Raw genomic sequence first — 24,910 nt, forward strand, 5'->3', positions numbered from 1 at the left:
TATCAGGATACGGCAAACGCTGTCACCTATGATGTGCTACAGCGCTATTACCCGGCTCTCGCCGGTGGGGCTACTTTACATTGATAATGACCTGCGCGATGTCACTGAGCGGTATGGTATGGTCCACCGCGCCCAGTTTAATCGCTTCTTTTGGCATACCGAATACCACACAGCTGGCTTCGTCCTGCGCATAGGTGCGGGCACCGGTCTGATGCAGCTCTTTTAAGCCGCGGGCACCGTCATCGCCCATGCCTGTCATAATAATGCCCACCGCATTTTTGCCGGCAAAACGGGCGACCGAGCGAAACAGCACATCAACAGAAGGCCGGTGCCGGTTAACCTGGGGGCCGTCGACAACCTCAACCTGGTAAAAAGCGCCACTGCGTTTTAGTAACATATGCTTGCCGCCGGGAGCAATCAGCGCCAACCCGGGCATTACCCGATCATTATTGCGCGCTTCGCGCACTTCAATCTGAGCCAGCATGTTTAGCCGCTCAGCAAAAGAGGCAGTAAATTTTTCCGGCATATGCTGCACAATAACAATACCCGGCGACACCCGGGGTAGCGCGGTCAGCACATATTCCAGTGCCTGGGTGCCGCCGGTAGAGGTACCGATAGCAATGATTCTTTCCGTCGTCTGTGCCATGGCGGAGCTGCCTGCCGGCAGTATCGCTTCTGCACTGAGCTTTACCGGCACCGGCGCAGTTGCGTTGAACAACTTTCTTACCCGGGCCTGGGCAGCCGAGCGCACCGCTGCCAGCAGTTCAGCTGACGCCTGCTGTAAAAAGCCTTTTAACCCTACTTTGGGTTTGGTAATAATTTCTACTGCGCCGGCCGCCAGCGCCTGCATCGTCGTTTCGGCGCCTTTTTCTGTCAGGGATGAACAAATGACTACCGGCGTCGGCCGCTCGTGCATAATTTTCTTTAAAAAAGTAATGCCATCCATTCGGGGCATTTCAATATCCAATACGATAACGTCGGGCCAGTCGCGTTGCATTTTTTCCATCGCAAACAGCGGATCAGACGCCACACCACTGACCTCAATATCAGGCTCTTTATCCAGCAGCGCCTGTAATACCTGGCGTACGACGGCAGAGTCGTCAATCAGCATCACTTTGATTTTTTTTAATGCCATTTAACTCTCCTGCAGCCGCTGATGTTTAACCCATACATGGCCGTCGGTCAGATCAAAAATAACTGTTCTGTGCCCCGTTAGTCCCAGATCCTGCGCTGTTAGTGTCAGGCCATACTGTGCCAGTAACATATGACCAGCAGTGATATTGTTCAGCGCGACGTCGGCATAAGCAGAGTAGCTGGCAGGCAGGAACATATTGCCACCGCCAAACAGCTTAATCTGATATTCCTGCATACGGGTGCCGTAATGATGCGCCTGTTGCTGAAACAACTGCATTGCTTCATCAGCATATTTGCCACTAAGTCCATGCTGATGGCGGTTGCGCCGTGGCAGCATATAGTGGCACATACCACCGATCAGCAGCCGGGGGTGCCACAGTGTAATGGCCACACAGGAACCTAATAAGGTGCGGATGCGCGCGGGGGCCTGACCAAAATAAAACTCGCCTGGCTGTAAAAAAATCTCCCTTTCCGGTAAGACAGGTGTCATAGCTTCTGATAAACCGACGGGCTGACCAGTTTGAGCGCGGCGGTAACACCATTCAGACTTTCCGACAGGCTGACAATAAAATGGCCGCCTGGTTTTAATCTGGGTAGCATATGCGCCACCACTTTACGTTTGGTGTCCTGATCAAAATAAATCATCACATTCCGCAGGAAAATAACATCAAACTCGCCAATATCAGGAAACGGCTCTATCAGGTTAATTTGCATAAAGTGGATCTTCTCCCGCAACTGCCGGTTGATGAGAAAGGTCCCCTCCTGATTACCGATGCCTTTTAAACAATATTTCACCAGTAATGGCCGGGGGATATGCTGAGCACGGGCCAGTGGATAATGCCCCGAACGGGCTTGCTGCAGTACCTGACTGCTGATATCAGACGCCAGCAATTGCCACGGGGTAGTCAGCTGTTCGCTCAGCGTCATCGCTATGCTGTACGGCTCTTCGCCGCTGGAGCAGGCCGCACTCCAGATCCGGAATGACCGCGCAGCCCGTGCTGTCGGCAGTATCTGTTGCTGCAGAAAGTCAAAATGCCGCGGCTCGCGAAAAAAATACGTTTCGTTAGTGGTCAGTAAATCCAGTGCTACCTGTAGTTCAGAGGGTACTTCGCCACTGCTGATCAGAGAAAAATAATCGCTGTAGCTGGCTAACTGAAAATGCTTGAGCCGTTTAAACAACCTGCCTGCAACCAGCGCTTTCTTGGCCGGCGTCAGTTTAATGCCCGCCGCCTGATGCAGCCAGCGCTGAAAATGCTCAAACTCGGTGTCGTTAAGCACAACCTCCATTTTTACTCCTGCAAATTCTCAGTACCGCAGGCCTGCCGGTAATTTACTGTGCAGCTTCAGCCAGCTGCGCCATTTCATCCACAGACAGCACATTGTTAACGTTCAGCACAATGACAAACTTACCATTTACCTTAGCCATACCACTGATAAAGTCGGCCCGGATCCTCGCACCAAAGCTTGGCGCAGGTTCTATTTCACTGGCCGGTATTTCCAGCACGGCAGATACCGCATCAACCAGCAAGCCAACATCCTGAACGCCAGCATCTACCTCAACTTCCATAATCACAATACAACTGCGGCGGCTTACCTCTGATGAAGGCCGGCCAAAACGGGCAGATAAATCCACCACCGGCACCACCGCGCCGCGTAAGTTAATAACCCCGCGGATAAATGCCGGCATCATGGGCACTGTCGTCAGGTGGCCGTATTCCAGTATTTCTTTGATATGCAAAATGCCGATAGCAAACATTTCCCCCCCCAGTGTAAAGGTAAGATACTGAGCATCTTCCGGTGCTAGCGCCTGCTGGCGGGTGGTCATCATTGTGGCCATCACTACCTCCGGTTAAAAGCGGGTAAATTCGGTTTCAGAGGGCGTGGTTGTAGCGCGCGCTTTTACTGGCGCCGCTGTAAACCTGGGCTTAGCCGGCTTTGTTATGGGCGCAGCCTGCGGCCTGCCAATGGCCGCATCGACGGTAAAGAAACTCATTGCCTGTTGTAATTGCTCCGCCTGGCTGCTCATTTCTTCTGATGTTGCCGCAAGTTGTTCACTGCTGGAGGCATTTTGCTGTGTGATCTGGTTGAGTTGGTTCATTGCAGCGTTAATCTGGCCGACGCCTGACGCTTGCTCTTCTGAGGCTGCACTGATCTCCTGCACCAGATCGGAGGTTTTGTTAATAGACGGCAGCATCGTATCCAGCAGCCGGCCGGCTTTTTCTGCCAGTTCGACGCTGCTGCTCGATAACTCGCCAATTTCCTGCGCGGCCACCTGGCTACGCTCTGCCAGTTTTCGCACTTCTGCTGCAACCACTGCAAAACCTTTGCCGTGTTCGCCCGCCCGCGCCGCTTCAATGGCAGCATTCAGCGCCAGCAGGTTCGTCTGGTAGGCAATGTCATCAATAATACCGATGCGCTGCGCTATTTGTTTCATTGCGGCCACGGTTTGTTGCACTGAAGCTCCGCCCTCTGTGGCTTCTGCCGCCGCTTTACTGGCCATACCGTCGGTAACTTTGGCGTTTTCGGTGTTCTGATTAATGCTGGCACTCATCTGTTCAATCGAGGCGCTGGTTTCCTCCACACTGGCGGCCTGTTCGCTGGTAGCCTGGCTCATAGCCTGAGCTGTGGCGCTGACCTCTTCTGATGCGCTGGCCAGGTTGTCAGCCGAATTTCTCACCTCGCCAATAATGTGTGCCAGTTTTGCCACCATATTTTGCATTGAGCGCATTAAAATGCCGGTCTCATCTTTTGAGTTAACGTCAATCGTTACCGTTAAGTCGCCTTCTGCCAGTTGAGCCGCAACTTCAGCAGCACTGATTAATGGCCTGGAGATAATGCGTGAAATAAACAACGCCAGCACCATGCCAATTAACAGCGCTGCAATGAGCGCGATAATAATGGCTAGCCGCGCACCGTCATACAATTTGTCACCGCGTGCATTCGCTGCATTGGCGCCATCGTCGTTCAGCTGCACCATTTGCTGAATATCAGCTGCCAGCAGATCAAACAGCTGTTTTTGCTCGTTGGCCAGCATACTTCTGGCATCTTCGTTTCTGTTTTGCCGGGAAATATCCAGCATCGTATTACTTTGGCTTAAATACTTATTCCAGTGAGCCACCAACAGGTCGTACAGGCGGCGCTCATCAGCGTTGGCCAGCAGGCTTTCATATGTCTGGCGCCGGCTGTCAAATTCTCGGATCACTTGCGCAGCCTCCTGCTCAATCTGGCTGCGCTCTGTTACCGTATCTGCCAGTATGTGCCGCATCTCACGCAAACGGTACTGCGCAGCGTAAAACCGCATGCCCTGCGCTGCCCGCATTGATGGCATCCAGCTTTCAGCTATTTCAGTGGTTGACTCATTCACCTGGGCCAGCTGCGTGATAGCAAACAGGCCAATAAAAGCCGTTAATGTCAGCACAGCAAGAAATGAGGCGATCAACTTAGTGGCAATTTTTAAGTTATAAAACCAGTTCATTTTTATCTACCTTTTAGTTGCGCAGTGCAGGCGTCTGCAATGCCAGCCTTGGCTGGACCTGCTGTTGCGCCAGTTGCTGGATTAACGATGGTACATCAAGAATTAATGCGACCTTGCCATTGCCCAATATCGTGGAGCCACTGATACTGCGTAAGTTGCTGAATAATTTACCTAACGGTTTAATGACCGTTTGAAACTCGCCTTGCAGCTCGTCTACCACCAGACCTGCTTTTTGGTCAGCATTTTTTACCACCACCACATTTTGCCGCCGCCGCTGGCCGCCACCGGTATTAAAATGCTGGTGCAGAAACACCAGCGGCAACACCTCGCCGCGCAGGTTTATATAATGCCGGGGTTCGGCTGCAGCTTTGCTGTCGTCGGCCAGCTCAATACACTCCTGCACCATATCCAGTGGCACCACATAGCTGGCATCACCAACACCAACCAGAAAACCATCAATAATGGCCAGTGTTAACGGCAGCCGGATCCTTACCTTAGTACCCAGGCCTGCCGCGCTGCTCAGATCTACCGTACCGCGCAAAGCGGTAATATTTCGTTTTACCACATCCATGCCAACGCCACGGCCCGACAGGCTGGTAATGGCACTGGCGGTAGAGAAGCCCGGCTCAAAAATCAGGTTATAAATTTCCTGCTCAGACGGCTGCGCAGTGGCGGCCACTAAACCGCGCTCACGGGCTTTTTGTAATATCCGTTCCGTATTCAGGCCGGCGCCATCATCGGCAATTTCAATAACAATACTGCCAGAGTCATGATAAGCGTTCAGTTTCAATACGCCGGTCGCACTTTTACCAGCCGCCAGCCTGGCCGCGGGTGATTCAATGCCATGATCCATCGCGTTTCGCAGCAGATGCATCAGCGGATCGCTGATCTTTTCCACTACGGTTTTATCCAGTTCAGTGTCAGCACCACTGATCTGCAGCTCAATCTGTTTTTCCAGCTCGTGGCTGACATCGCGTACAACGCGCTGAAACCGGTTAAAGGTATCACCAATGGGCACCATCCGCAGACGCAGGGCACCATCGCGGATTTGCTCTACCAGCGCCGTCACGGTTGACGTAGCTTCATACAGCGTTTCATCCTGACTGGTTTTTGCCAGCAGGTTGGCTCCGGCGCCGGCGATTACCAGCTCGCCAACCAGACTTATCAGTTCATCAAGCTTGTCGGCTTGCACGCGCACAAAGCGGCTTTCTTTGCTTTTGTGTTCCTGGATCTGGTTTTGTTTTTCCAGTGCTGCCTGTACCAGCTCGGGCTCTACAAAGCGCTGTTCTATCAGAATTTCACCCAGTGGCGTAGCCGGCTTTAACGCAGCATCAACCTGTTGCTGTAAGCCGTCTTCCAGCTCTTTCAGCGTCAGTGCCCCGCTGGCTACCAGCAATTCGCCCAATAAAGTGGCCTGCTCCGGCAAATTTTTTATCAGTTCTATATAGTGTTCGGTTTTGCTGTGTGGCGGCAAAATATGCAGCTGACAATCGTCCCGGACAAATTCAAACGCATCGGCAATGGCTGCTTTGCTGGCATCAGACTGATAGTCTATTTCAAAACCCAGATAGCAACTCTCGGCATCCATCTGGCTCAGTTCAGGCAGGCTATCGGCCAGCGTGGTAATACGGACAATCTGGCCGATACTGTTCAAATACCGTAAAAATGCCAGCGGATCCATGCCATTACGCAGCACTTCTGTACCAAACCGCACTGAGATATGCCATAAATCAAAGCTGCTACCTCTTTCCTGGCGGACGGCACTAACGCCTGGAGTGGTGCTGACTGCTTCACTCACTGACGTCTGCCGGTATAGCTGTAAACGCTGGCGCAGGCCTGCTTCACGCTCTGTCGCTGCCGCATCAGGCTGCTGCGCGCGCACCGCCACCACATCTACCAGATAATGAATATGATCGCCGCATTCGAGCAACAGCGCTATCAGCGTACGGCTGATAGCAATGTCGCCGGCGCGCAGCCTGTCTAACACATCTTCCACAACATGGGTAAAGCTGACGACGGGCTCCAGACCAAACAAGCCGGCAGAGCCTTTAATAGTGTGAGCGGCGCGAAATATGGCGCCAATCGCATCCAGGTCTGCCGGGTTATTCTCCAGTTGCAGCAGACAGGTTTCCATTTCCTCTAATAATTCGTAGGCTTCAGCAATAAAGGTTTGCAGTGCCTGCTCAAGATTAAGGCTCATCGCTGGCTCCAGTTAGCGTCAACCATGGCTGACATCCGGTATAATTAGCGGATCACCAAAAAAGGCTGCCATATTGCACAGATCAAATACCTCCAGCACGGCCGGGCTGTGGCCGGTTAACCGCAGTACAGCCCCCTGGTTGGCGGCCTGCCGTTTGGCCGCCATTAATAACTGCAGCCCCGCACTGTCGATATCACTGACCTGCGATAAATTCAGCTCCAGCTCGCTATATTGCGCAATATATAACTGCAGTTGCTGCTGCAATAGGGCTGCGGTATAGATTGTCATCTCGCCTTCGATATGCAGCAGTGGCACTTCATTGAACATACTGCTACGAATAGTCATACCTGCTCCTGTTAAGGCAGAATCAGCTTGGATACGGCGGCCAGCATTTGTGCCGGCTGAAACGGTTTTACTACCCAGGCTCGGGCGCCGGCAGCCTGCCCCTCAAGCTTTTTTGTTTCCTGCGATTCGGTAGTCAGCATAATAATTGGCGTAAATTTGTACGCCGGTAACTTTTTCACCTCTTTGACAAAGGTAATGCCGTCCATATTTGGCATATTGACGTCACTGATCATCAAGTGCACTTTCTGGCCTGTCAGTTTGGCCAGTGCGTCCTTACCATCGCTGGCCTCAATAACGTCATAGCCGGCGCTTTTCAGTGCAATACTAACTACCTGCCGCACACTGCTGGAGTCATCAACTACCATTACCGTTTTTGCCATCGGGGTGCCTCCTAAAAGAAAGTAATATCTTGCTGCTGCGCCGGGGCGGCAGAGCGGCCATGATGGTTGAGCCGTTGTTCGTCAGTGGCATAGGTTTGCTCCATCTGCTTAAGCCAGGTTTTGGCATCCAGCGTGGGCCGCTGCTCTGGATCCTGCTCACATTGCTGTAAATACTGGTGCAGCGCCGTAATGTTGTCACGCACGTGAGACACTATCTGGCTAACCCGGTCCTGAAACTGCAGCGCCACCAGCACAGCAGAAATTTCATGGCGAATATCATTATTTTGCTGCTGCAATTGCGCTGTCGAAGCAGACATTTGCTCTGTAACCGTGGCGAAGCGATCCAGCACCTGCTGAATGCTGGCTTCAGACTGACTAACAGACTGTGCATCGGTCTGCGCGGCGTTGCCGGCCACTTGCACTACCTTGGTAATGGCAGCGTTAATAATATCGACGGTAGACGACATTTTCTGACCGGTTTCACTCGACTGGCTCGACAGCGTACGGACCGCATCAGCTACCACGGCAAAACCGCGACCGGCCTCGCCGGCGCGGGCAGCTTCTATAGCAGCATTAAGTGCCAGCAGATTAGTTTGCTGTGCAATTGCCGCCACTTCTGTCGCCATGGTTCTGAGCTCGCCGGTGTAGTCGGTTAATTTGGTTATCTGTGTCAGCATGTCATCGCGGCTGCGCTGGGTAAGCTTCAGTGAATTGATCACCTGGGTCAGTTCACTCTGGCTTTGCGTCATCACGCTTAAGGCGCCACTTTTGCCGCCGCTAGCCTGTGCCGCTTCAGCGCCGGCAACTGTCTGTTCCAGTTTGGTGTATAAGCCGGAAAAGCGGCTACTGAGCGCGACTATGGCCTCTTCGGTCTGGCTGCGCGAGCTTTCTATCTGCTTGGTCCAGATTGGCATGGCCTGTAAAAACAACTGCATCAAATCGCGGCTAAAAGCGGCATGTTGCGTGTTGCTGTCTGCCGGCGTATTACCACTGTGCTGCGTTGCCGCCCATTGCCGCTGCACTGTGCGGCGGGTCCATACCAGCCCTCCTGCTGTAGCGGCCAGCAGCAAACCGGCACACAGCAGTGATAACAGCGATACACCAGCCAGGCTTAACAACAGAACCAACGCCAGCAACAGCAGTGCCAGCAGCGGCCAGTAAAAGGGCATAGCATCGGGCTGACTCATAGCAGAGCCAAGATTATCATTCAGCATTAACAGGATCCTTGTTAACAAATAACAGCAGTATCCGGCGACGTTGCAAGATTAGTGATAACCGCTGTTAGTGTTGATAAGCAGATTTAAACTGCAGGAAAACGGACAACGCGGCCAAGCAACATACCCATCAAGTCTGGGCAACATAGTTAATGCCGTCAAGTTAACGGAAACAAAAATGTGACATCGCATCTAACAGTAGCTGACTAGCCTGCCGTTAAAAACGTCCGGTAGCTGCGGTTATTGCTGACCTGCTGATACTGATAACCCAGTTTATCCAGGTAAGCTGCAATATCGCTGTGATTGGCAACTTCAAAGCCGGCCAGTACATCGCCGGTGGCGGCGCCGTGGTTACGGTAGTGGAATAAGGTAATATTCCAGTGTTCGCCCAGGGTATTTAAAAAATTCATTAACGCGCCCGGGTATTCCGGGAAGTTAAACTGATACACCTGCTCTTGCAGTTCACGTGGTGGCATACCGCCGACCATATGCCGCACATGCAGCTTGGCCAGCTCATCATCGGATAAATCCTGATAATCATAACCGGCGTCACTCAGCAGTTTGGTGACGGTGTTCAGTTCCTGCTGGCCGTGGCGCAGCTTAATACCAACAAAGATATGCGCTTTATTGTCGCTGGCGTAGCGGTAATTAAATTCGGTAATAGCGCGCCCGCCCAGCGTCTGGCAAAAACGGCGGAAACTGCCTTTTTCTTCCGGAATAGTTACGGCAAACACCGCTTCTTTTTTCTCGCCCAGCTCACAGCGCTCGGACACATAGCGCAGTGTATCAAAGTTTAAATTGGCCCCGCTTAGCACTGCAGCGAACTGCTGCGGCTTAGCTAAGGTGCTGTTTTTCAGCTGCTGGCTGTATTTTTTTAAGCCTGCCAATGCCAGCGCGCCAGCCGGTTCGGCCACCGCACGTAAATCATCAAAGATATCTTTTATTGCCGCACAGATTTCGTCACTGCTAACCGTAACTACTTCATCGCAAAAACGTTTGGCCAGATTAAAGGTTTCATTGCCGATGCGCTTTACCGCCACGCCATCGGCAAATAAGCCCACCCGCTCCAGCGTTACCGGCGCCCCTGCGGCCATGGCGGCTTTTAAACAGGCGGCGTCTTCCGGCTCAACACCTATTACTTTAACATTCGGCTGTATCGCCTTGATATACACCGCCATCCCGGCCAGTAAGCCACCACCGCCAACCGGAATAAACACCGCGTTTAGCTGGTTATGCTGACTAAGCAACTCTTTGGCCACTGTGCCCTGGCCGGCAATAACGTCGCTGTCGTCAAAGGGTGGAATATAAATAGCGCCCTCGCTGTTGGCCAGGTTAATAGCGTAGCTGTTGGCTTCATCAAAGGCGGTACCGTGCAGCACCACATTGCCACCCAGCGCTTTTACCGCCGCAACTTTTATTTCCGGTGTAGTGATCGGCATAACAATAGTAGCATTAAGCCCCAGTTTGCTGGCAGATAACGCCACACCCTGAGCATGGTTACCGGCCGAGGCACACACCACGCTGGCATTGGGGCTGTGCTGTTTTACTTTGTGCAGCTTATGAAAAGCACCGCGCAGCTTAAACGAGTACACCGGTTGCTTGTCTTCGCGCTTTAACAGTACGTTGTGGCCCAGCCGCTGGCTGAGTTTTGTCATGCTATCCAGCGGCGTTTCTACCGCAGCCTGATATACCGGCGACAGCAGAATTTCACGCAGATACTGCTGCATCAAATCGGTATCTGTCTGCGCTGCTTGTACTGTTGCCAGGTTGTTCATTGTTGCTCCGGTTGTTTGGTTCTACTACTTTCGTTGTGGTCCAAGCCTGCGACCCAGGTTTAAACTCAGCGCCAAGGAAATACTTTCTTCGCCGCCTTCAAGGATCACATCCCTGTGCCCTTTCAGCCTGTGCGGCATCCCTGCCGCTGCTACGAAAGTACACCTTGTCCCTTCGTCTTAAGTCTTGCTGCTTGTGCCATCCGTATCGCTTAAGTCGCTAGCGAAGACCATAAACTGCTAAACAAGGCGTCTCCAGCAAGGATGCTGGAGAGGAGCCTACATGGACGTATTTACGGCGTCCTTGTGTGCAGTTTGTGGTCGAAGCCCACTTAATAGGTTCCGATATTTACCCTTCTAACTTAGACAAATCCCGCACAGCACCTTTGTCGGCACTGCTGGCCAGCAGGGCATAGGCTTTCAATGCCGAACTCACCACCCGCTGGCGGTTCTCTGGCTTCCAGCCCTGCTTGCCTTTGGCATCCATCGCCACACGGCGGCGCGCCAGCTGGTCATCGCTGATAGCGATACCAATTTTGCGGTTGGGAATATCAATCTCAATTTTGTCACCTTCCTGCACCAGCGCGATAGCGCCGCCACTGGCGGCTTCTGGTGACACATGGCCAATCGATAACCCCGAAGTACCACCGGAGAAGCGGCCATCAGTGATCAAGGCACAGGCTTTACCTAAACCCATCGATTTTAAGTAGCTGGTGGGGTACAGCATTTCCTGCATACCCGGGCCGCCTTTGGGGCCCTCGTAGCGGATAATTACCGCATCGCCGGCCACGACTTTACCTTTTAATATCGCCTCTACCGCATCATCCTGGCTTTCAAACACCCGGGCGCGGCCAGTAAAAACTAAGTTTTCTTTCTCTACACCAGCGGTTTTCACAATACAGCCCTGCGGTGCCAGGTTACCAAACAGTACGGCCAAGCCACCGTCTTGCGAATAAGCATGTTCTTTACTGCGGATACAGCCTTCCACCCGGTCGTCGTCAACACTGGGGTAACGGCAGTTTTGTGAAAAGGCCTGGGTGGTACGGATCCCGGCCGGGCCGGCGGCGTAAAACTGCTGCACGTCCGTGGAAGGGCTGGTTTTAAGATCCCACTGCTCCAGCACGGCTGCCAGCGAGCTACCGGACACATGCGGCGTATTGGGGTTTAACAAACCGGCACGGTTCAGCTCGGCTAAAATGCCGATCACGCCACCGGCGCGGTGCACATCTTCCATATGGTATTTTTGCGTTGACGGCGCCACCTTGCACAAATGCGGCACTATGCGCGATAAACGGTCGATATCGGCCATGGTAAAGTCGACTTCTGCCTCTTGCGCTGCAGCCAGCAAATGCAGCACGGTATTGGTTGAGCCACCCATGGCAATATCCAGCATCATGGCATTTTCAAAGGCGGTTTTATTGCCGATACTACGCGGTAAGGCACTGGCATCATCATTTTTATACCAGCGATTGCACAGCTCCATAATTCTGAAACCGGCCTGCACAAATAACTCTTTGCGATCAGCATGAGTGGCCAGCAGTGAGCCATTGCCGGGTTGGCCTAAGCCTAAGGCTTCCACTAAGCAATTCATTGAGTTGGCGGTAAACATACCGGAGCAGCTGCCGCACGTCGGGCAGGCGCTGCGTTCAATTTGCTCGCTGTCGCTGTCGGTTACTTTAGGATCAGCCGCCGACACCATCGCATCAACTAAATCGAGCTTGATAATTTGATCCGATAACTTGGTTTTACCCGCTTCCATCGGGCCGCCGGAGACAAAAATAGCCGGTACGTTTAAGCGCATCGCCGCCATTAACATACCGGGCGTGATCTTGTCGCAATTAGAAATACACACCATCGCATCGGCGCAGTGCGCATTGACCATATATTCCACCGAGTCGGCAATCAGCTCGCGCGACGGCAGGCTGTACAACATGCCACCATGACCCATGGCTATGCCGTCATCCACCGCTATGGTATTGAATTCTTTGGCGATGCCACCGGCATCTTCAATGCTTTTCGCCACCAGCTTGCCTAAATCACGCAGGTGCACATGGCCCGGCACAAACTCGCAAAATGAGTTCACTACGGCAATAATCGGCTTGCCAAAATCGGTGTCTTTAACGCCGGTGGCACGCCACAGTGCGCGGGCGCCCGCCATATTGCGGCCTTCAGTAACGGTGGCGGATCTTAACTTTGGCATTGTGGTACTCCGTGTGTTCGGTAAATAAAAAAGTATAGGTTTAATTCAGTGTTATGCGCTTAGCACTGCCAGCTCGCTGCCGGCCAGTTCCAGTTGCTGAATATCGTACAGTTTATGCAGCTGGCTGGTTAATAAGTGAATCGGCTTATCGCTTCTGACTGTCAAAGTAATATTCAAACTTTTGGCATCACTGCGTGGTGTCAGTTGCAAGCCGGCCAGCTCATAGCCGCGATAGCGGGTAACCTGTAACAAGCGTTCAACTACAGCCGGGGTATTAGTGGCGGTGATATTCAGTACGTGGTTCATGCTTTTGCCTCCGTGATCATGTCTTCATTGGCTGCACCCGGCGGTACTAACGGCCAAACGTTGTCTTTATCGTCAATACATACATGCAGTAAATAAGGCCCGGGCCAGGTAAACATGGCTTCCAGTGCGCTTTCTACTTCGTCCTTACGCGTTATGCAGTGGCCGGGGATAGCAAAGGCCGCCGCCAGCGCAACAAAATCCGGGTTGTCAGATAAATCGGTTTCGCTGTAACGCTCGTTAAAAAACAGCTGCTGCCACTGCTTCACCATACCCAGCCGTTGGTTATCGACTATGACAATTTTTACCGGCAGGCGAAAACGCTTAATAGTGGCCAGCTCCTGCACGTTCATCATAAAAGAGCCATCGCCGCTAACGGTGATAACCGTATCCTGCGGCCGGGCTAACTTGGCGCCTATCGCCGCCGGCAAGCCAAAACCCATAGTGCCCAGACCGCCGCTGGATAAATGATTACGCGGGCTGCTAAAGCGCATATGCTGCGCCACCCACATCTGGTGCTGGCCCACGTCACAGCACACCACGCTGTTATCCGGCATCCGCTCGCTTAATTGCTTTAACATCAGCGGCGCATAAATGCGCTCGCCCGGGTGATCATAGCGCCAGCCGTATTGCTGCTTTAACTGCGCACACTGCGCCAGCCAATCCACGCAGTTTGTGCCGGCTGATATTGCCGGCAATATTTGCTTCATATCACCCAGCAGCGCCACATGGGCAAAACGCACCTTGTTAATTTCAGCCGGGTCGATATCGACGTGGATCACCTTCGCATCCGGCGCGAATTTTTGCAGATTGCCGGTTACCCGATCATCAAAACGGGCGCCCAGGCAGATCAGTAAATCACACTGCTGCACCGCTAAATTTGCCGCCTGAGTGCCGTGCATTCCCAACATACCCAGGTAATGCGCGTTATCTTTGGCTACCGAGCCCATAGCTTTTAAGGTGGTCACAGAAGGCATGGGGTTAGCGGCTAAAAACTGCTGCAGCTGGCTCATCGCGCCGGCCATATGCACACCACCGCCGATATAGGCCATCGGCTTTTGCGCTGCCGCGATTAAAGCGCGCGCTTTGGCGGCATTAGCCAGTGAGGTGTAAATTGGCGCGGCTGGCTGCGCAGCGTTAAATTCGGCTTGATAGTCGATGTCAGCCAACTGCACGTCTTTAGGGATATCGACCAATACCGGGCCCGGGCGGCCGTTACAGGCGATAGCAAAGGCTTCATGTAAGGTTGCAGCCAGCTCGTCGACACTGCGTACCATAAAGCTGTGTTTGGTCACCGCCAGGCTTAACCCCAGTACATCTATCTCCTGAAACGCATCGGTGCCCATCACCGCTTGCGAGACCTGGCCGGTAATGGCCACTACCGGCACGGAGTCCAGCATAGCATCGGCCAGCGAGGTGATAAGGTTAGTTGCGCCCGGGCCAGAGGTGGCCATACAAACGCCAACCTTGCCGGAAGCACGGGCATAGCCAATGGCCGAGAAGGCGCCGCCCTGCTCATGCCGGCACAGGTAGTGCTTAACGTCGCTTTGATATAATGCGTCGTAAATCGGCATAATAGCGCCGCCGGGGTAGCCGAAAATGGTATCGACCCCGTGTTGTTGCAGCACCTTAAGTACCAATTCTGCGCCTTTCATTTTGTATCCTCTGTATGCTTAACCGCTTTTTTCAAGGCCCGGAAACGACAAAACCCCCGGTCCTTGCGGAGCGGGGGTTTTGTTGGAATTCGCTTTTTACGCTACTTTTTTTCCAAAACACCGCCCCCGCGGAGATTAATAATCACCACGACCACGAGGACAATAATGTTCAGAACAGTAGCTAAACGCATAATTTGATTCTTACTTATCTGCTTGGTTGAAATCTGTATTTGTTATTCAGCGCTTTTTAACAGCGCAATTGGCTAATAGAAATAGCCGTCTATCAGTCTGAAGTCAACAGGTTTTTCTGATTTGCTAAAAAATTATTCCGTGTAAACTTAGGTTATTCGTTAACCAGCGGCGTTGTCTGTGGATCAGTTAGAGCTGTTTGAACTGCCCAATCCCTGTATCGGTGTGTGCCAGAGCAACAGCCGCGGCTACTGCATTGGCTGCTTGCGCTCACGCGATGAACGCTTTAACTGGCATGCCAAACCGGTAGAAGAGCGCGCGCATATTCTAAAGCTGCTAAGCCAACGTCGGGCCAGGTTAAACGCCAAAGCGAAAAAGGACACTGACTTACCAATCAGAGGTGAGTCGCTGGATTTGTTTTAAACGCAGGCTAATCAGCGTCCTGCCAAGAGATCAACTACTGCCCGCTTAACCGTTTACCAAATGAAATAGCATAAGCCGGCGAGCGCATTCTTAACACCGGGTCGTCACTGGCGCTAAAGCCACCGCTTAATACATTGGGGTCAAAGTTAATATTGACGCAGCTACCGTCACCACTGGTATTGATACGCAAGGTACCGGCGTTTAACGTTGGCCGCGCTGGCCATTGCACTGACGGGTCATTCTCGCTATCGGCGGCTTCGCCAAAGCTAATAATCCAGTCAAACTCGACGGCACCATCAGCTAAACGCTGTTTTAATCTGCCATCAAGAAAATCAGCATTTTGCTGCGCAATTTCTTTAGCAGAAAGCCCTTTAACGCCATCTTTTGGCTGCAAATGCCAGCGTATCTTAACTTTTTCACCGCCTTTATCGACCAAATAAAAAGTATGAATGCCGAAGTACTCAGCCGTTGCATAACTCCATGGCGGTGGGTTAGCTGCCAGCCACTGTGCCTGTGGTTGAGTATCGGGATGGGCTGTACGGAAAGCCTGAATTTTGGCGATGTCTGGTTTGCCATCCGCGCTAGGCACAGAGGCCTGTAACAAGCCTAAAAAATTCTCCGGGTCTTTCGCACCAAATACCGGTGTGGTTAACGTAGCAATATTATGTTTGCTGCCGTCAGCCAGCGTAAACTGCGCCGCTAAACCTCGTGGTGAGCTGGCATAGTCAGGTGCCGCCGGGTTGCCGCCAGCGAGGGAGAAACGATAGCTGACAGGTATAGCGGAACCGGAGAATAGCGCTGCATCAAAGCGCGCTGTAGCTTCAGCGCTGGCGGTAAAGTCACCCGTTGCGCAGACACCTTTGGCATGACCTTTACGAATACCTTTGTGCTCACCGAAAATTTTAGCAAACACCTCGATAAAATCGTTCGGCTGCGCCGGTGCTGCTTGTGCTGCTAAGGGGAAAACTGCCACCACGGCAGCAGACAATACCAGTTTACGAAGTGAAACAGCGGGCATAAAAAAATCCTGTATCAAGCGCGTAACCAGATTACGCATTGCACTACAGGACAGATGTTTGCCCAAAAATATTTCCGTTAACGGAAAATTCAGCTGCTTTTTCTTATCAGGCCAATCAAAAATAACAGCACCACAGCACCTACAGTGGCAGTGATCAACGAACCAATCAGGCCGTAAGAAGCCAGGCCAACAGCGCTAAATAAAAAGCCGCCGATAAAAGCACCGACAATACCTACAACAATATTACCCAACAGACCAAAACCGCGACCTTTCATAATGGTACCAGCCAACCAACCGGCGATGGCACCGATAAGTAAAAACAGAATAAAGCTCATGGTACATCCCCTGTGATTTTTAGTTTTGTATCAGCATGTTGATAACATAAGCAAAGCATATAACCGGGTAATGGCAAGTGTGTTAGTTGTATATTCTGTGGAAGCGGTTGAGCTAACACTGCCAACAGTGGTTGTTTGCTGAATTTGCTGTAAGCTTCAGCTGCTGTCCAGCTTTGATAAAAGGTTGCGCTATCGGTTGCAGTTTTTAGTGCGGCAAACTGGCCGCTTAACTGCACAAAATCACGTACTTTTATATATTCCAGATCCACCCCTACTGGTTGTTGTGGGCTATATACTACTGCCACTGCCTGGCGCGAATGGCTGATACTTAATGCAACTGCTTGTCCTCCGACATACATAGCAGGGGCTTGCGCCGAAGGTAGGGTAATCTGGATCTCTGCAACCGCTACACCGCTTTGCTGCAACAACAGTTGCCGTATCAGAGCCCGGCCATTACAAAATTCACGGGCACGCTTATTGCTGAGCGTCAGGCAGTACTGCCACTCATTATCATGCAACCATACCCGACAGTCTTTCACGCTTAATGTTTGTAAGCGATACGCCAGTGATATCATAAAATGTGCTGCTATTTCCTGTTTGTTTTTCTTCACCTGCGCTACCAGTACTGCCACAACGCAGCGCCTGATAGCTAAGATTTAAAGCTGCATAACAACACCGCCTTTGATGGTGGCCAGCTTTTATTTACTTTTTGGTGTATTTTTTTATATGATACTCCGCTTTTTAGTGGTTATTTCTGCGGCTCAGTGGGTAACAAATTCTGATGGAACTTTATTTAACGTCCTGGGCGGTATGGATGCCACCGTCAGCAATGACACAACAGGATACACCTGATGTCAGCTTGCCTGCTTTAACTGCAGTACCCGCAATGACAAGGCGCCGCTTAAGCAAGTTGACGAAACTTGCCTTTGAGGTTGCGCTAAATACCGTTGTAACCGGACAACAGATCAGCACCATTTTTACGTCGCGTCATGGCGATTTGCATAAAACGCTGGGCTTACTGCAACAGCTGGCAGAGCGTGATGATATTTCACCATCTCAGTTTGCGCTGTCGGTGCACAACGCCATCAGCGGGCAATTTAGTATTTTCAGCCAGAATTATGCTGACAGCAACGCAATTGCCGCCGGAGCTGACAGTTTACACTATGCGTTGTTAGAAGCTGCAGCACGTTTTAGCAGCGAACCGCAATTACAGCAGTTGCTGGTAGTGTATGCCGATGAACCGGTACCTGCCCCTTACCAAACATTCTGCAAAGATCCGTCCATACCTATAGCACTGGCGTTGCTGCTGGGACGAGATGGCGACAAACTGTTATTTGAAATGCAGCCTGACGCTGCAAGTACCGCATCGGATGATCATGCGCTGCAACTATTACCCCTGTTACAGGGTGACGTAACGCAACTGAGTATCGCCGGGCATCAACGCCACTGGTTATGGCAGCGGGCTTGATAATGCAAAAACTGAATCATGCTTATCGCGTTCTGGCGACCGGATTGTGTTTTGTCTGTTTTGGTATCGGCGCCCTGATGCTGTCTGTGCTGGTTTTTCCATTACAGCGCCTGTTTATTTTTGATCTGCAGCAGCGCAAACGGGTAGCCCGGCGCACGGTGCATAGTGCTTTCAGCTTTTTTATCAGCCTGATACGCTTCTTTCGGGTATTTAATTTTAACTTTACTGCCAGCGAGCAGCTGCGCCAGTGCAAAGGTAAAATTATTATTGCTAATCACCCCTGCCTGATCGATGTGGTCGCCCTGATAGCAATGACTCCTAATGCCGATTGTGTGGTGAAAGCGCAGCTGTTTCGTAATCCTTTTATTCGGGGGGTGATCCGCTGTACCGGCTATATCAGCAACTCAGATCCGGATCAGTTGCTGGATGACTGTGCAGCGTCATTGCAGCAGGGTAATAATCTGATTATTTTCCCGGAAGGTACCCGCAGCACGCCTGGCCAGCGTTTACAGTTTCAGCGGGGCGCCGCCAATATTGCGTTACGCTCAGGCAGTGATTATCTGGCATTACATATTTGCTGTCAGCCAAGTACACTGACAAAACAGGAGCAGTGGTACAACGTACCCAGCACCAAACCAACACTGGCAATCCATTTTTTAAGACCGATTCATATTGATGAATACCGGGCTTTGTCGTCCCCTTCGTTAGCTGCCCGCCAGCTGACAAGGGATTTACACGCTTATTATCAGCAGGTACTTAGCTAAGATGGACACGTTAAAACAAGAACTAAAACTACTTATTATTAATACCTTGGAATTAGAAGATATTACCCCGGATGATATTGATGACCACGCGCCACTCTTTGTAGAAGGTCTAGGCCTGGACTCTATTGATGCTCTGGAACTGGGGCAGGCATTAAAGAAAAAATACAACATAAAACCTGACGCTAACTCAGAGCAAAATAAGCAGCATTTCGCCAGCCTGCACAATCTGGCGCTTTATGTGCAGCAACAACAGTAGTAAATGGAGCTTCGCCATGAAAACCAAACAAGATGTATATAACGTTCTGCAACAACTGATGATAAAAGAGTTTGAACTGGACGCAGAACAAATTCAGTTGGATGCCAACCTGTACGAAGATTTAGATCTAGACAGTATTGATGCTGTGGATCTGGTCGTGAAACTGCGTGAGCTGACAGGCAAAAAAATTGAGCCTGATGCCTTTAAGGCAGTGCGTACCGTTGGTAATGTGGTAGATCAAGTTTACGCGTTGATCGAGGACTGATGCAAGCCAGGACACCACTAAAAGCGGGCTTACAACTAGCGTTTTTGCTGTATCCTTTTTATGTTTGGTGGGCAGTCAGTAACTGGCATCCGGCCTTGGCGGTACTGCCGGTAATGTTACTGGCGGTAGCTAAAGCACTAACCAGCCACAGCGATACCTCACAGCGTTGGTTTTTTCTGCTCAGTGCCGTGTTGCTGTTGGCCGCCAGCCTGCTGGGTAAAGCCGAACAAGCGATGTTGTATTATCCGGTATGGATGAATGCCGGTATGCTGCTGCTGTTTGGCTGGTCGTTATGTTATCCGCCAACGGTGGTGGAGCGCCTCGCCCGCTTAATGGAAGGTGGGCTGGATGCCAAAGGCGTGCGTTATACCCGCAATGTTACTATGGTGTGGTGTGTATTTTTTATCTTAAACGGCAGCGTCGCAACCTTTACTGCCTGGTGGGGTAACTGGAACTTATGGGTGTTATACAACGGCTTTATTGCCTATGTGCTAATGGGTTTACTAATGCTGATTGAATGGCTGGTGCGTCGTCGTGTTAAAACAGCTCGCTAAACACTGGCAGTTAAGCTGGTCTTATCCGGCACAAGCGATAATACTGGATGACCACCACCACCTGAGTTACCAGCAATGGCACGCTATGCTGCCAGCTGCCGTGCAGTATGCCGGCTCTCAGCCAGGCGATACAGTGTTGTTATATCAGCCAGACAGCCTGTGTTTTAGCTTGTGGTTTGTTGCGCTGGCCATGCTGGGTAAACATATAGTGCTGGCACCGGACAACCAGCCCCATACCACACACATGGTGTTGCAGCACTGCGACTGGCAGGTACCCGCACAACTGCAGCCTGTTAGTGTTGCTCAGGCAAATATTCCTTTGCAGCTGTTGCTCAGTAAAGAATGCCGCATCAGTTTTTTTACCTCAGGTTCTAGCGGCCAGCCAAAATTGATTAGCAAACGGTTGTGTCAGTTGCTGCTCGAAGTACAAACGTTGGAGCAGCAGTTTGGCAACCAACTGGATGCCAATACCCTGTTTGCCGCCACTGTATCGCAGCAGCATATTTACGGCCTGCTGTTCCGCTTGTTGTGGCCCCTGTGTAATAATCGGCCATTGTATCGCCAGCAGCTCAGTTTCTTTGAACAATGGCAGGCATTGTTGCAGCAAAATAAAGTAGTGCTGGTTGCCAGCCCGGCGCACCTGGCTCGTTTTGATGACATTGCCAAAATTTCGCCGCTGCAACAACAAGTTAGCCGCATTTTCAGCTCTGGCGGCCCCTTGCCTGCGCCGGTGCCGGTGTTGTATCAGCAGGCAGTGGGGCAAGCGCCAACAGAAGTATTTGGCAGCACTGAAACCGGTGGCATTGCCTTTCGTCAGCGTAACCGGCCTGATGTACCCTGGCAGGCATTTACCGGTGTAACCTTAGCCACTGATGCACAGCAGGCATTGCAGGTCATGTCGCCTCATCTTGAGAACAATGCTTTTTTCCAAACCCAGGATCAGGTGCAGCTGATAACAAACCAACAGTTTCACCTGTTGGGCCGGTTGGATCGTATTGTTAAACTGGCAGAAAAACGCTTGGCCCTGCCAGAGCTGGAGCAATTTTGCTGTAGTTCTGAGCTGGTAACAGAGGCTGCAGCAGTTATGTTGGCTACGCCCAAAGCACAGCTGGCACTGGTAGCTGTGTTATCTGCAACTGGCACAATAATATTACGTGATAACGGCAAGCTTGCGGTGAATAACCTGTTGAAACAGCATCTGCTGCAGCGCTTTGAACCCGTTTTACTACCAAAACGTTTTCGTTATTTAACCGCATTACCTTACAATCAGCAGGGAAAATTACCGCAGTCACTGCTGGAGGCTCTGTTTACTGATGACTAAGTTATTTCCACTGCTTCAGCTGCAAAGCCAAAACGCACAGCGCGTTGAGCTGCAACTGCATATCAGTGCCGATATTCATTATTTTGCCGGCCATTTTCCGCAGGCACCGGTGCTGGCAGGGGTAACCCAGCTGCATTGGGTAGTACACTACAGCAAACAATATTTTGCCGGTTTACATGAAGTAATATCGGTAGAAGTGCTGAAGTTTCAGTTGATGATTCGCCCAGAGGATGTCCTTACATTACAACTGGAACTCAGCAACAGCAACACCACCTTATTTACTTACCTTAAAGATGGACAAAAAGTAGCGTCTGGCCGGTTAAAATGGAGCCTGCAACCAGATGCATAACTGCTTTGTCATCCCTATTTATAATCATCACGACACCATAGCAACTACAGTAGAGGCGTTGCTGCCATATCAACTGCCCATTATCATTGCTGATGATGGTTCCGACAGTCAGACTAAACAGGCACTGCAACAACTGGGCAGCCGTTACACGTTGGTTGATATCGTTACACTGGCCCGGAATGGCGGCAAAGGTGCTGCAGTTAGTGCAGCGCTGCGCCGTGCCGCCGCGCGTAGCTTCAGCCACGCTTTACAAATCGACGCGGATGCCCAGCATGATGTCAACGACATTCCGGCGTTCTGGCAACTGGCGGCGCAACACCCGGATGACCTGATTAGCGGCGCCCCTTTGTATGACGAATATATGCCCCGCAGCCGCCGTATTGGCCGCCACATTACGCACTTTTGGGTTAATATCGAAACCCTGTCACGCGATATCCGTGATTCCATGCTGGGCTACCGGGTGTACCCGGTCGCTGCTAGCATCAGGCTGATTGATCAGGTGCAGCTGGGCCAGCGCATGGACTTTGATATTGAAATTATGGTGCGGTTGTACTGGCAAGGCATTAAAGTGCGCTTTATTCCAACCCGGGTAATTTATCCGCAGGGGGGCCGCTCTCATTTTAGCCTGTTACAGGATAACTGGCTGATCAGCAAAATGCATACAAAACTGTTTTTTGGCATGTTATGGCGGATGCCCTTATTGCTAAAACGCAAATGGACCCACGGATGACACCTTCTGATAACAGCGGCATACACTGGGCTAAAAAGCAGGAAAATGGCAGCTACTATGCCATTAGGTTACTGCTTACCCTGTATCGTTATGGTGGCAAATGGTTGATTCTGTTGGTACTAGTGCCGGTGCTGGCATATTTTTTTATTAAAGACGCTACTGCACGGCGCTCATCGCTTGGTTATCTGCAGCGGCTGCACAGCTACAAAGGCCAGCACAGCCCTTTTACCGCGATGCCGGGTTATTTGCAGGCATACCAACATTTCTGGCAATTTGCCATGGCTGCACTGGCAAAAATTGATGCCTGGCTTGGGCGGTTAAATACAACACCTGTGCAGTATGGCGGCAGCATCAGTTTTGAACAGATTATGCAGTCTAACAAAGGTGCAGTGCTGATAGGTAGCCATTTGGGTAATCTGGAAGTGTGCCGGGCTTTGGTGCGCAGCAAATACCCGGTGCGGATTAACGTATTAGCACACACCCGGCATACTGCAGCGTTTAACCGTATTTTGAAAGAGAGTAACAGCGAAGTTGACCTGCATCTGATTGAAGTTACACAGCTAACACCAGCTGTCAGCGCTATGCTGACCGATTGTATTGATAATGGTGAGCTAGTGGTCATTGTAGGCGACCGCATTTCAGCGCAAGCACCTGAGCGTGCGGTATGGGCCAACTTTCTTGGCAAACCAGCGCCTTTTGCTATTGGCCCCTGGGTGCTGGCCAGTCTGCTGCAATGCCCGGTGTATCTGATGTTTTGTCTTAAAGAAGCCCGTAGCTACAACCTGATGTTTGAACCCTTTGCTGAGCAGATCGTGCTGCCGCGCAAAACCCGGCAGCAGGCACTTACAAACATCGTGACACAATATGCGCAGCAACTGGAACAAGTTGCTTGCCGTTACCCTATGCAATGGTTTAATTTTTATGACTTCTGGCAATTGCCCGCAGCCAAACAACAAAAGGAAAGCCCCGGTGACAATAGCAGTAACTGACCCCGGCACAGCACAACCTATCGCCAGCGAGGATCCTGTCTGCTTTGGCCAGGGCCGGATCAGCATAGAGCAAATAACAGCCATTGCACGCCAGCAACATGCGGTTAGCCTTAGCCAACAGCCGTCATTTGTGCGCCGCATTAATGCCGGCGTGGCCTTTTTAGATAAACTGTTGCAGGAAGACGGCGTGATTTACGGCGTAACCACTGGTTACGGCGACAGCGTTACCGTTAAAGTGCCACTGGAGCAGGTATACGAGCTGCCGGTGCATCTGATCCGCTTTCATGGCTGCGGCCTGGGCGATTATTTCAGTGTTGAAGAAGGCCGCGCTATTCTGGCCACCCGCTTGTGTTCGCTGACACAAGGTTATTCCGGCGTCAGCTTTGAGCTGCTACACCAGTTAACTGCTTATCTGAACCTGAATATAGTGCCGCGCATTCCGCAGGAAGGCAGTGTCGGCGCCAGCGGCGATTTAACCCCGCTGTCTTATGTTGCTGCCTGCCTGATTGGCGAGCGGGATGTATATTATGGCGATGACATACGCCCGGTAGCAGACGTATTGCCGCTGCATCAGCTGCAACCACTCCGGCTGCGCCCCAAAGAAGGCCTGGCCATTATGAACGGCACGGCGGTGATGACGGCACTGGCGTGCCTGGCCTATCAGCGCGCAGAATATCTTACCCGCCTATCCAGCCGTATTACTGCACTGGCCAGCCTGGCGCTGCAGGGCAACAGCCACCACTTTGATGATATTTTATTCAGTGTAAAACCGCATCAGGGGCAGAATCAGGTAGCGGCCTGGATCCGAGCAGACTTAAATCACGTTGAGCATCCGCGCAATTCAGACCGGCTGCAAGACCGGTATTCTATCCGCTGTGCACCGCATATTATTGGTGTATTGCGCGATGCGCTGCCGTGGTTTAAACAAACCATAGAGAACGAACTTAACAGCGCCAATGACAACCCTATTATCGACGGCATTGGTGAGCATGTGTTGCATGGCGGCCATTTTTACGGCGGCCATATCGCTATGGTAATGGATACAATGAAAACCGCGGTCGCCAATCTGGCCGATTTGCACGACCGGCAAATGGCACTGCTGATGGACACTAAGTTCAACCACGGCCTGCCAGCGAACTTATCTGCCGCAACACCAGAGCGGCGCTATATTAATCACGGCTTTAAAGCGGTACAAATTGGTTGCAGCGCCTGGACAGCAGAAGCGTTAAAACTGACCATGCCGGCCAGTGTGTTTTCGCGTTCAACCGAGTGCCATAATCAGGACAAAGTTAGCATGGGTACCATTGCCGCCCGTGATTGCCTGCGGGTATTACAGCTGACAGAGCAGGTAATGGCAGCATCATTGCTGGCCGTACAACAAGCGGTGCAGCTACGTATTGCTCAGGGTGAATTATGCTTTAATAGCCTGAACAGCAATATTCAGCACATGTTGCAACAACTGCAGCAGCAACATCCGTTAGTTGCAGAAGACAGACCGCTAGAGTACAACCTGCGGCAATTAGTCAGCCAGCTGCAACAGCAGCACTGGCCTTTATATCAGGACACCTGAC

Annotated in this window: 27 protein-coding genes; 11 read left to right on the forward strand and 16 right to left on the reverse strand. The window is 51.5% G+C overall.

Features of this window, described 5'->3' with window-relative positions:
- Window positions 1-70: 70 nt before the first annotated feature.
- The 13 genes from BLW68_RS03430 to ilvG all read right to left on the reverse strand — a co-directional run bounded on the left by BLW68_RS03430 (window position 71) and on the right by ilvG (window position 14,678).
- Entirely contained in the window at window positions 71-1,135 is a 1,065-nt protein-coding gene (locus tag BLW68_RS03430; RefSeq protein ID WP_092790243.1) for a protein-glutamate methylesterase/protein-glutamine glutaminase, read from the reverse strand.
- Window positions 1,136-1,624 (reverse strand): chemotaxis protein CheD, encoded by a 489-nt coding sequence (locus BLW68_RS03435; RefSeq protein WP_092790245.1) that lies wholly within the window; start codon window positions 1,622-1,624, stop codon window positions 1,136-1,138.
- On the reverse strand, window positions 1,621-2,421 hold the full coding sequence (locus BLW68_RS03440) for a CheR family methyltransferase (protein WP_092790247.1): 801 nt from the start codon (window positions 2,419-2,421) through the stop codon (window positions 1,621-1,623). Before BLW68_RS03440 ends, BLW68_RS03435 begins: the two co-directional genes overlap by 4 nt.
- A 43-nt stretch (window positions 2,422-2,464) precedes the next feature.
- Window positions 2,465-2,971 carry a chemotaxis protein CheW gene (locus BLW68_RS03445; RefSeq protein WP_092790250.1) on the reverse strand — a complete coding sequence of 169 codons (507 nt, stop codon included), beginning with the start codon at window positions 2,969-2,971 and terminating at the stop codon, window positions 2,465-2,467.
- Window positions 2,972-2,983: 12 nt separating this feature from the next.
- Complete coding sequence (locus BLW68_RS03450; RefSeq protein ID WP_092790252.1) at window positions 2,984-4,609, reverse strand: methyl-accepting chemotaxis protein; 1,626 nt, start codon at window positions 4,607-4,609, stop codon at window positions 2,984-2,986.
- 13 nt (window positions 4,610-4,622) lie between these two features.
- Complete coding sequence (locus BLW68_RS03455; protein ID WP_092790254.1) at window positions 4,623-6,809, reverse strand: chemotaxis protein CheA; 2,187 nt, start codon at window positions 6,807-6,809, stop codon at window positions 4,623-4,625.
- Window positions 6,810-6,827: 18 nt separating this feature from the next.
- Window positions 6,828-7,154: an STAS domain-containing protein gene (locus BLW68_RS03460; protein WP_092790256.1), complete on the reverse strand. Its 327-nt coding sequence runs from the start codon at window positions 7,152-7,154 to the stop codon at window positions 6,828-6,830.
- A gap of 11 nt (window positions 7,155-7,165) precedes the next feature.
- Entirely contained in the window at window positions 7,166-7,534 is a 369-nt protein-coding gene (locus BLW68_RS03465; RefSeq protein ID WP_092790258.1) for a response regulator, read from the reverse strand.
- Window positions 7,535-7,545: 11 nt separating this feature from the next.
- Window positions 7,546-8,748, reverse strand: coding sequence for a methyl-accepting chemotaxis protein (locus BLW68_RS03470; protein ID WP_143039915.1), 1,203 nt, complete (start codon window positions 8,746-8,748; stop codon window positions 7,546-7,548).
- Window positions 8,749-8,954: 206 nt separating this feature from the next.
- Window positions 8,955-10,523 carry a threonine ammonia-lyase, biosynthetic gene (ilvA, locus tag BLW68_RS03475; protein ID WP_092790260.1) on the reverse strand — a complete coding sequence of 523 codons (1,569 nt, stop codon included), beginning with the start codon at window positions 10,521-10,523 and terminating at the stop codon, window positions 8,955-8,957.
- Between the two features lie 346 nt (window positions 10,524-10,869).
- On the reverse strand, window positions 10,870-12,720 hold the full coding sequence (gene ilvD / locus BLW68_RS03480; RefSeq protein ID WP_092790261.1) for a dihydroxy-acid dehydratase: 1,851 nt from the start codon (window positions 12,718-12,720) through the stop codon (window positions 10,870-10,872).
- Window positions 12,721-12,771: 51 nt separating this feature from the next.
- The gene (gene ilvM, locus BLW68_RS03485; RefSeq protein WP_092790263.1) at window positions 12,772-13,026 is read right to left on the reverse strand and encodes an acetolactate synthase 2 small subunit; all 255 of its coding nucleotides are present in this window, start codon (window positions 13,024-13,026) and stop codon (window positions 12,772-12,774) included.
- Complete coding sequence (ilvG, locus tag BLW68_RS03490; RefSeq protein ID WP_092790265.1) at window positions 13,023-14,678, reverse strand: acetolactate synthase 2 catalytic subunit; 1,656 nt, start codon at window positions 14,676-14,678, stop codon at window positions 13,023-13,025. The genes ilvM and ilvG overlap by 4 nt, the downstream gene beginning before the upstream one ends.
- Window positions 14,679-15,047: 369 nt before the next feature.
- Here ilvG and BLW68_RS03495 point away from each other — a divergent pair, with 369 nt between their 5' ends.
- Window positions 15,048-15,290, forward strand: coding sequence for a DUF1289 domain-containing protein (locus BLW68_RS03495; protein WP_092790267.1), 243 nt, complete (start codon window positions 15,048-15,050; stop codon window positions 15,288-15,290).
- A gap of 34 nt (window positions 15,291-15,324) precedes the next feature.
- Here the strand turns inward: BLW68_RS03495 and BLW68_RS03500 are convergent, their stop codons facing one another.
- From BLW68_RS03500 to BLW68_RS03510, 3 genes are all read right to left on the reverse strand, one after another.
- On the reverse strand, window positions 15,325-16,308 hold the full coding sequence (locus BLW68_RS03500; protein ID WP_092790664.1) for a catalase family peroxidase: 984 nt from the start codon (window positions 16,306-16,308) through the stop codon (window positions 15,325-15,327).
- Window positions 16,309-16,397: 89 nt separating this feature from the next.
- Window positions 16,398-16,643 (reverse strand): GlsB/YeaQ/YmgE family stress response membrane protein, encoded by a 246-nt coding sequence (locus BLW68_RS03505; RefSeq protein ID WP_092790269.1) that lies wholly within the window; start codon window positions 16,641-16,643, stop codon window positions 16,398-16,400.
- On the reverse strand, window positions 16,640-17,275 hold the full coding sequence (locus BLW68_RS03510) for a 4'-phosphopantetheinyl transferase family protein (protein ID WP_092790270.1): 636 nt from the start codon (window positions 17,273-17,275) through the stop codon (window positions 16,640-16,642). The genes BLW68_RS03505 and BLW68_RS03510 overlap by 4 nt, the downstream gene beginning before the upstream one ends.
- A gap of 149 nt (window positions 17,276-17,424) precedes the next feature.
- Here BLW68_RS03510 and BLW68_RS03515 point away from each other — a divergent pair, with 149 nt between their 5' ends.
- Genes BLW68_RS03515 through BLW68_RS03560 form a run of 10 tightly spaced genes read left to right on the forward strand, consistent with a single transcriptional unit; the run spans window position 17,425 to window position 24,909 of the window.
- Complete coding sequence (locus BLW68_RS03515; RefSeq protein ID WP_092790272.1) at window positions 17,425-18,111, forward strand: beta-ketoacyl synthase chain length factor; 687 nt, start codon at window positions 17,425-17,427, stop codon at window positions 18,109-18,111.
- Window positions 18,112-18,113: 2 nt separating this feature from the next.
- Window positions 18,114-18,875, forward strand: coding sequence for a lysophospholipid acyltransferase family protein (locus tag BLW68_RS03520; protein WP_092790274.1), 762 nt, complete (start codon window positions 18,114-18,116; stop codon window positions 18,873-18,875).
- A 1-nt stretch (window position 18,876) separates the two neighbouring features.
- The gene (locus BLW68_RS03525; RefSeq protein ID WP_092790276.1) at window positions 18,877-19,131 is read left to right on the forward strand and encodes a phosphopantetheine-binding protein; all 255 of its coding nucleotides are present in this window, start codon (window positions 18,877-18,879) and stop codon (window positions 19,129-19,131) included.
- A 16-nt stretch (window positions 19,132-19,147) separates the two neighbouring features.
- Entirely contained in the window at window positions 19,148-19,396 is a 249-nt protein-coding gene (locus BLW68_RS03530; protein WP_092790278.1) for an acyl carrier protein, read from the forward strand.
- Complete coding sequence (locus BLW68_RS03535; RefSeq protein WP_092790280.1) at window positions 19,396-19,950, forward strand: COG4648 family protein; 555 nt, start codon at window positions 19,396-19,398, stop codon at window positions 19,948-19,950. Before BLW68_RS03530 ends, BLW68_RS03535 begins: the two co-directional genes overlap by 1 nt.
- Complete coding sequence (locus BLW68_RS03540; protein ID WP_092790282.1) at window positions 19,931-21,271, forward strand: AMP-binding protein; 1,341 nt, start codon at window positions 19,931-19,933, stop codon at window positions 21,269-21,271. Before BLW68_RS03535 ends, BLW68_RS03540 begins: the two co-directional genes overlap by 20 nt.
- Window positions 21,264-21,620 carry an ApeI family dehydratase gene (locus tag BLW68_RS03545; RefSeq protein ID WP_092790284.1) on the forward strand — a complete coding sequence of 119 codons (357 nt, stop codon included), beginning with the start codon at window positions 21,264-21,266 and terminating at the stop codon, window positions 21,618-21,620. The genes BLW68_RS03540 and BLW68_RS03545 overlap by 8 nt, the downstream gene beginning before the upstream one ends.
- Window positions 21,613-22,350: a glycosyltransferase family 2 protein gene (locus BLW68_RS03550; protein ID WP_092790286.1), complete on the forward strand. Its 738-nt coding sequence runs from the start codon at window positions 21,613-21,615 to the stop codon at window positions 22,348-22,350. Before BLW68_RS03545 ends, BLW68_RS03550 begins: the two co-directional genes overlap by 8 nt.
- Window positions 22,347-23,339, forward strand: a complete 993-nt coding sequence (locus BLW68_RS03555) for a lysophospholipid acyltransferase family protein (protein ID WP_092790288.1) — start codon at window positions 22,347-22,349, stop codon at window positions 23,337-23,339. The genes BLW68_RS03550 and BLW68_RS03555 overlap by 4 nt, the downstream gene beginning before the upstream one ends.
- Window positions 23,320-24,909: an HAL/PAL/TAL family ammonia-lyase gene (locus BLW68_RS03560; protein WP_245728261.1), complete on the forward strand. Its 1,590-nt coding sequence runs from the start codon at window positions 23,320-23,322 to the stop codon at window positions 24,907-24,909. Before BLW68_RS03555 ends, BLW68_RS03560 begins: the two co-directional genes overlap by 20 nt.
- Window position 24,910: the final 1 nt, after the last annotated feature.

This window comes from Rheinheimera pacifica (genome assembly GCF_900108485.1).
Taxonomy (GTDB): domain Bacteria; phylum Pseudomonadota; class Gammaproteobacteria; order Enterobacterales; family Alteromonadaceae; genus Alishewanella; species Alishewanella pacifica.

Excerpts from the sequence above, each read along its gene's own strand:
- BLW68_RS03430 (WP_092790243.1), bottom strand. The coding sequence starts at position 1,135 with ATGGCATTAAAAAAAATCAAAGTGATGCTGATTGACGACTCTGCCGTC.
- BLW68_RS03435 (WP_092790245.1), bottom strand. The coding sequence starts at position 1,624 with ATGACACCTGTCTTACCGGAAAGGGAGATTTTTTTACAGCCAGGCGAG.
- BLW68_RS03440 (WP_092790247.1), bottom strand. The coding sequence starts at position 2,421 with ATGGAGGTTGTGCTTAACGACACCGAGTTTGAGCATTTTCAGCGCTGG.
- BLW68_RS03445 (WP_092790250.1), bottom strand. The coding sequence starts at position 2,971 with ATGGCCACAATGATGACCACCCGCCAGCAGGCGCTAGCACCGGAAGAT.
- BLW68_RS03450 (WP_092790252.1), bottom strand. The coding sequence starts at position 4,609 with ATGAACTGGTTTTATAACTTAAAAATTGCCACTAAGTTGATCGCCTCA.
- BLW68_RS03455 (WP_092790254.1), bottom strand. The coding sequence starts at position 6,809 with ATGAGCCTTAATCTTGAGCAGGCACTGCAAACCTTTATTGCTGAAGCC.
- BLW68_RS03460 (WP_092790256.1), bottom strand. The coding sequence starts at position 7,154 with ATGACTATTCGTAGCAGTATGTTCAATGAAGTGCCACTGCTGCATATC.
- BLW68_RS03465 (WP_092790258.1), bottom strand. The coding sequence starts at position 7,534 with ATGGCAAAAACGGTAATGGTAGTTGATGACTCCAGCAGTGTGCGGCAG.
- BLW68_RS03470 (WP_143039915.1), bottom strand. The coding sequence starts at position 8,748 with ATGCTGAATGATAATCTTGGCTCTGCTATGAGTCAGCCCGATGCTATG.
- ilvA (WP_092790260.1), bottom strand. The coding sequence starts at position 10,523 with ATGAACAACCTGGCAACAGTACAAGCAGCGCAGACAGATACCGATTTG.
- ilvD (WP_092790261.1), bottom strand. The coding sequence starts at position 12,720 with ATGCCAAAGTTAAGATCCGCCACCGTTACTGAAGGCCGCAATATGGCG.
- ilvM (WP_092790263.1), bottom strand. The coding sequence starts at position 13,026 with ATGAACCACGTACTGAATATCACCGCCACTAATACCCCGGCTGTAGTT.
- ilvG (WP_092790265.1), bottom strand. The coding sequence starts at position 14,678 with ATGAAAGGCGCAGAATTGGTACTTAAGGTGCTGCAACAACACGGGGTC.
- BLW68_RS03500 (WP_092790664.1), bottom strand. The coding sequence starts at position 16,308 with ATGCCCGCTGTTTCACTTCGTAAACTGGTATTGTCTGCTGCCGTGGTG.
- BLW68_RS03505 (WP_092790269.1), bottom strand. The coding sequence starts at position 16,643 with ATGAGCTTTATTCTGTTTTTACTTATCGGTGCCATCGCCGGTTGGTTG.
- BLW68_RS03515 (WP_092790272.1), top strand. The coding sequence starts at position 17,425 with ATGGAACTTTATTTAACGTCCTGGGCGGTATGGATGCCACCGTCAGCA.
- BLW68_RS03520 (WP_092790274.1), top strand. The coding sequence starts at position 18,114 with ATGCAAAAACTGAATCATGCTTATCGCGTTCTGGCGACCGGATTGTGT.
- BLW68_RS03525 (WP_092790276.1), top strand. The coding sequence starts at position 18,877 with ATGGACACGTTAAAACAAGAACTAAAACTACTTATTATTAATACCTTG.
- BLW68_RS03530 (WP_092790278.1), top strand. The coding sequence starts at position 19,148 with ATGAAAACCAAACAAGATGTATATAACGTTCTGCAACAACTGATGATA.
- BLW68_RS03535 (WP_092790280.1), top strand. The coding sequence starts at position 19,396 with ATGCAAGCCAGGACACCACTAAAAGCGGGCTTACAACTAGCGTTTTTG.
- BLW68_RS03545 (WP_092790284.1), top strand. The coding sequence starts at position 21,264 with ATGACTAAGTTATTTCCACTGCTTCAGCTGCAAAGCCAAAACGCACAG.
- BLW68_RS03550 (WP_092790286.1), top strand. The coding sequence starts at position 21,613 with ATGCATAACTGCTTTGTCATCCCTATTTATAATCATCACGACACCATA.
- BLW68_RS03555 (WP_092790288.1), top strand. The coding sequence starts at position 22,347 with ATGACACCTTCTGATAACAGCGGCATACACTGGGCTAAAAAGCAGGAA.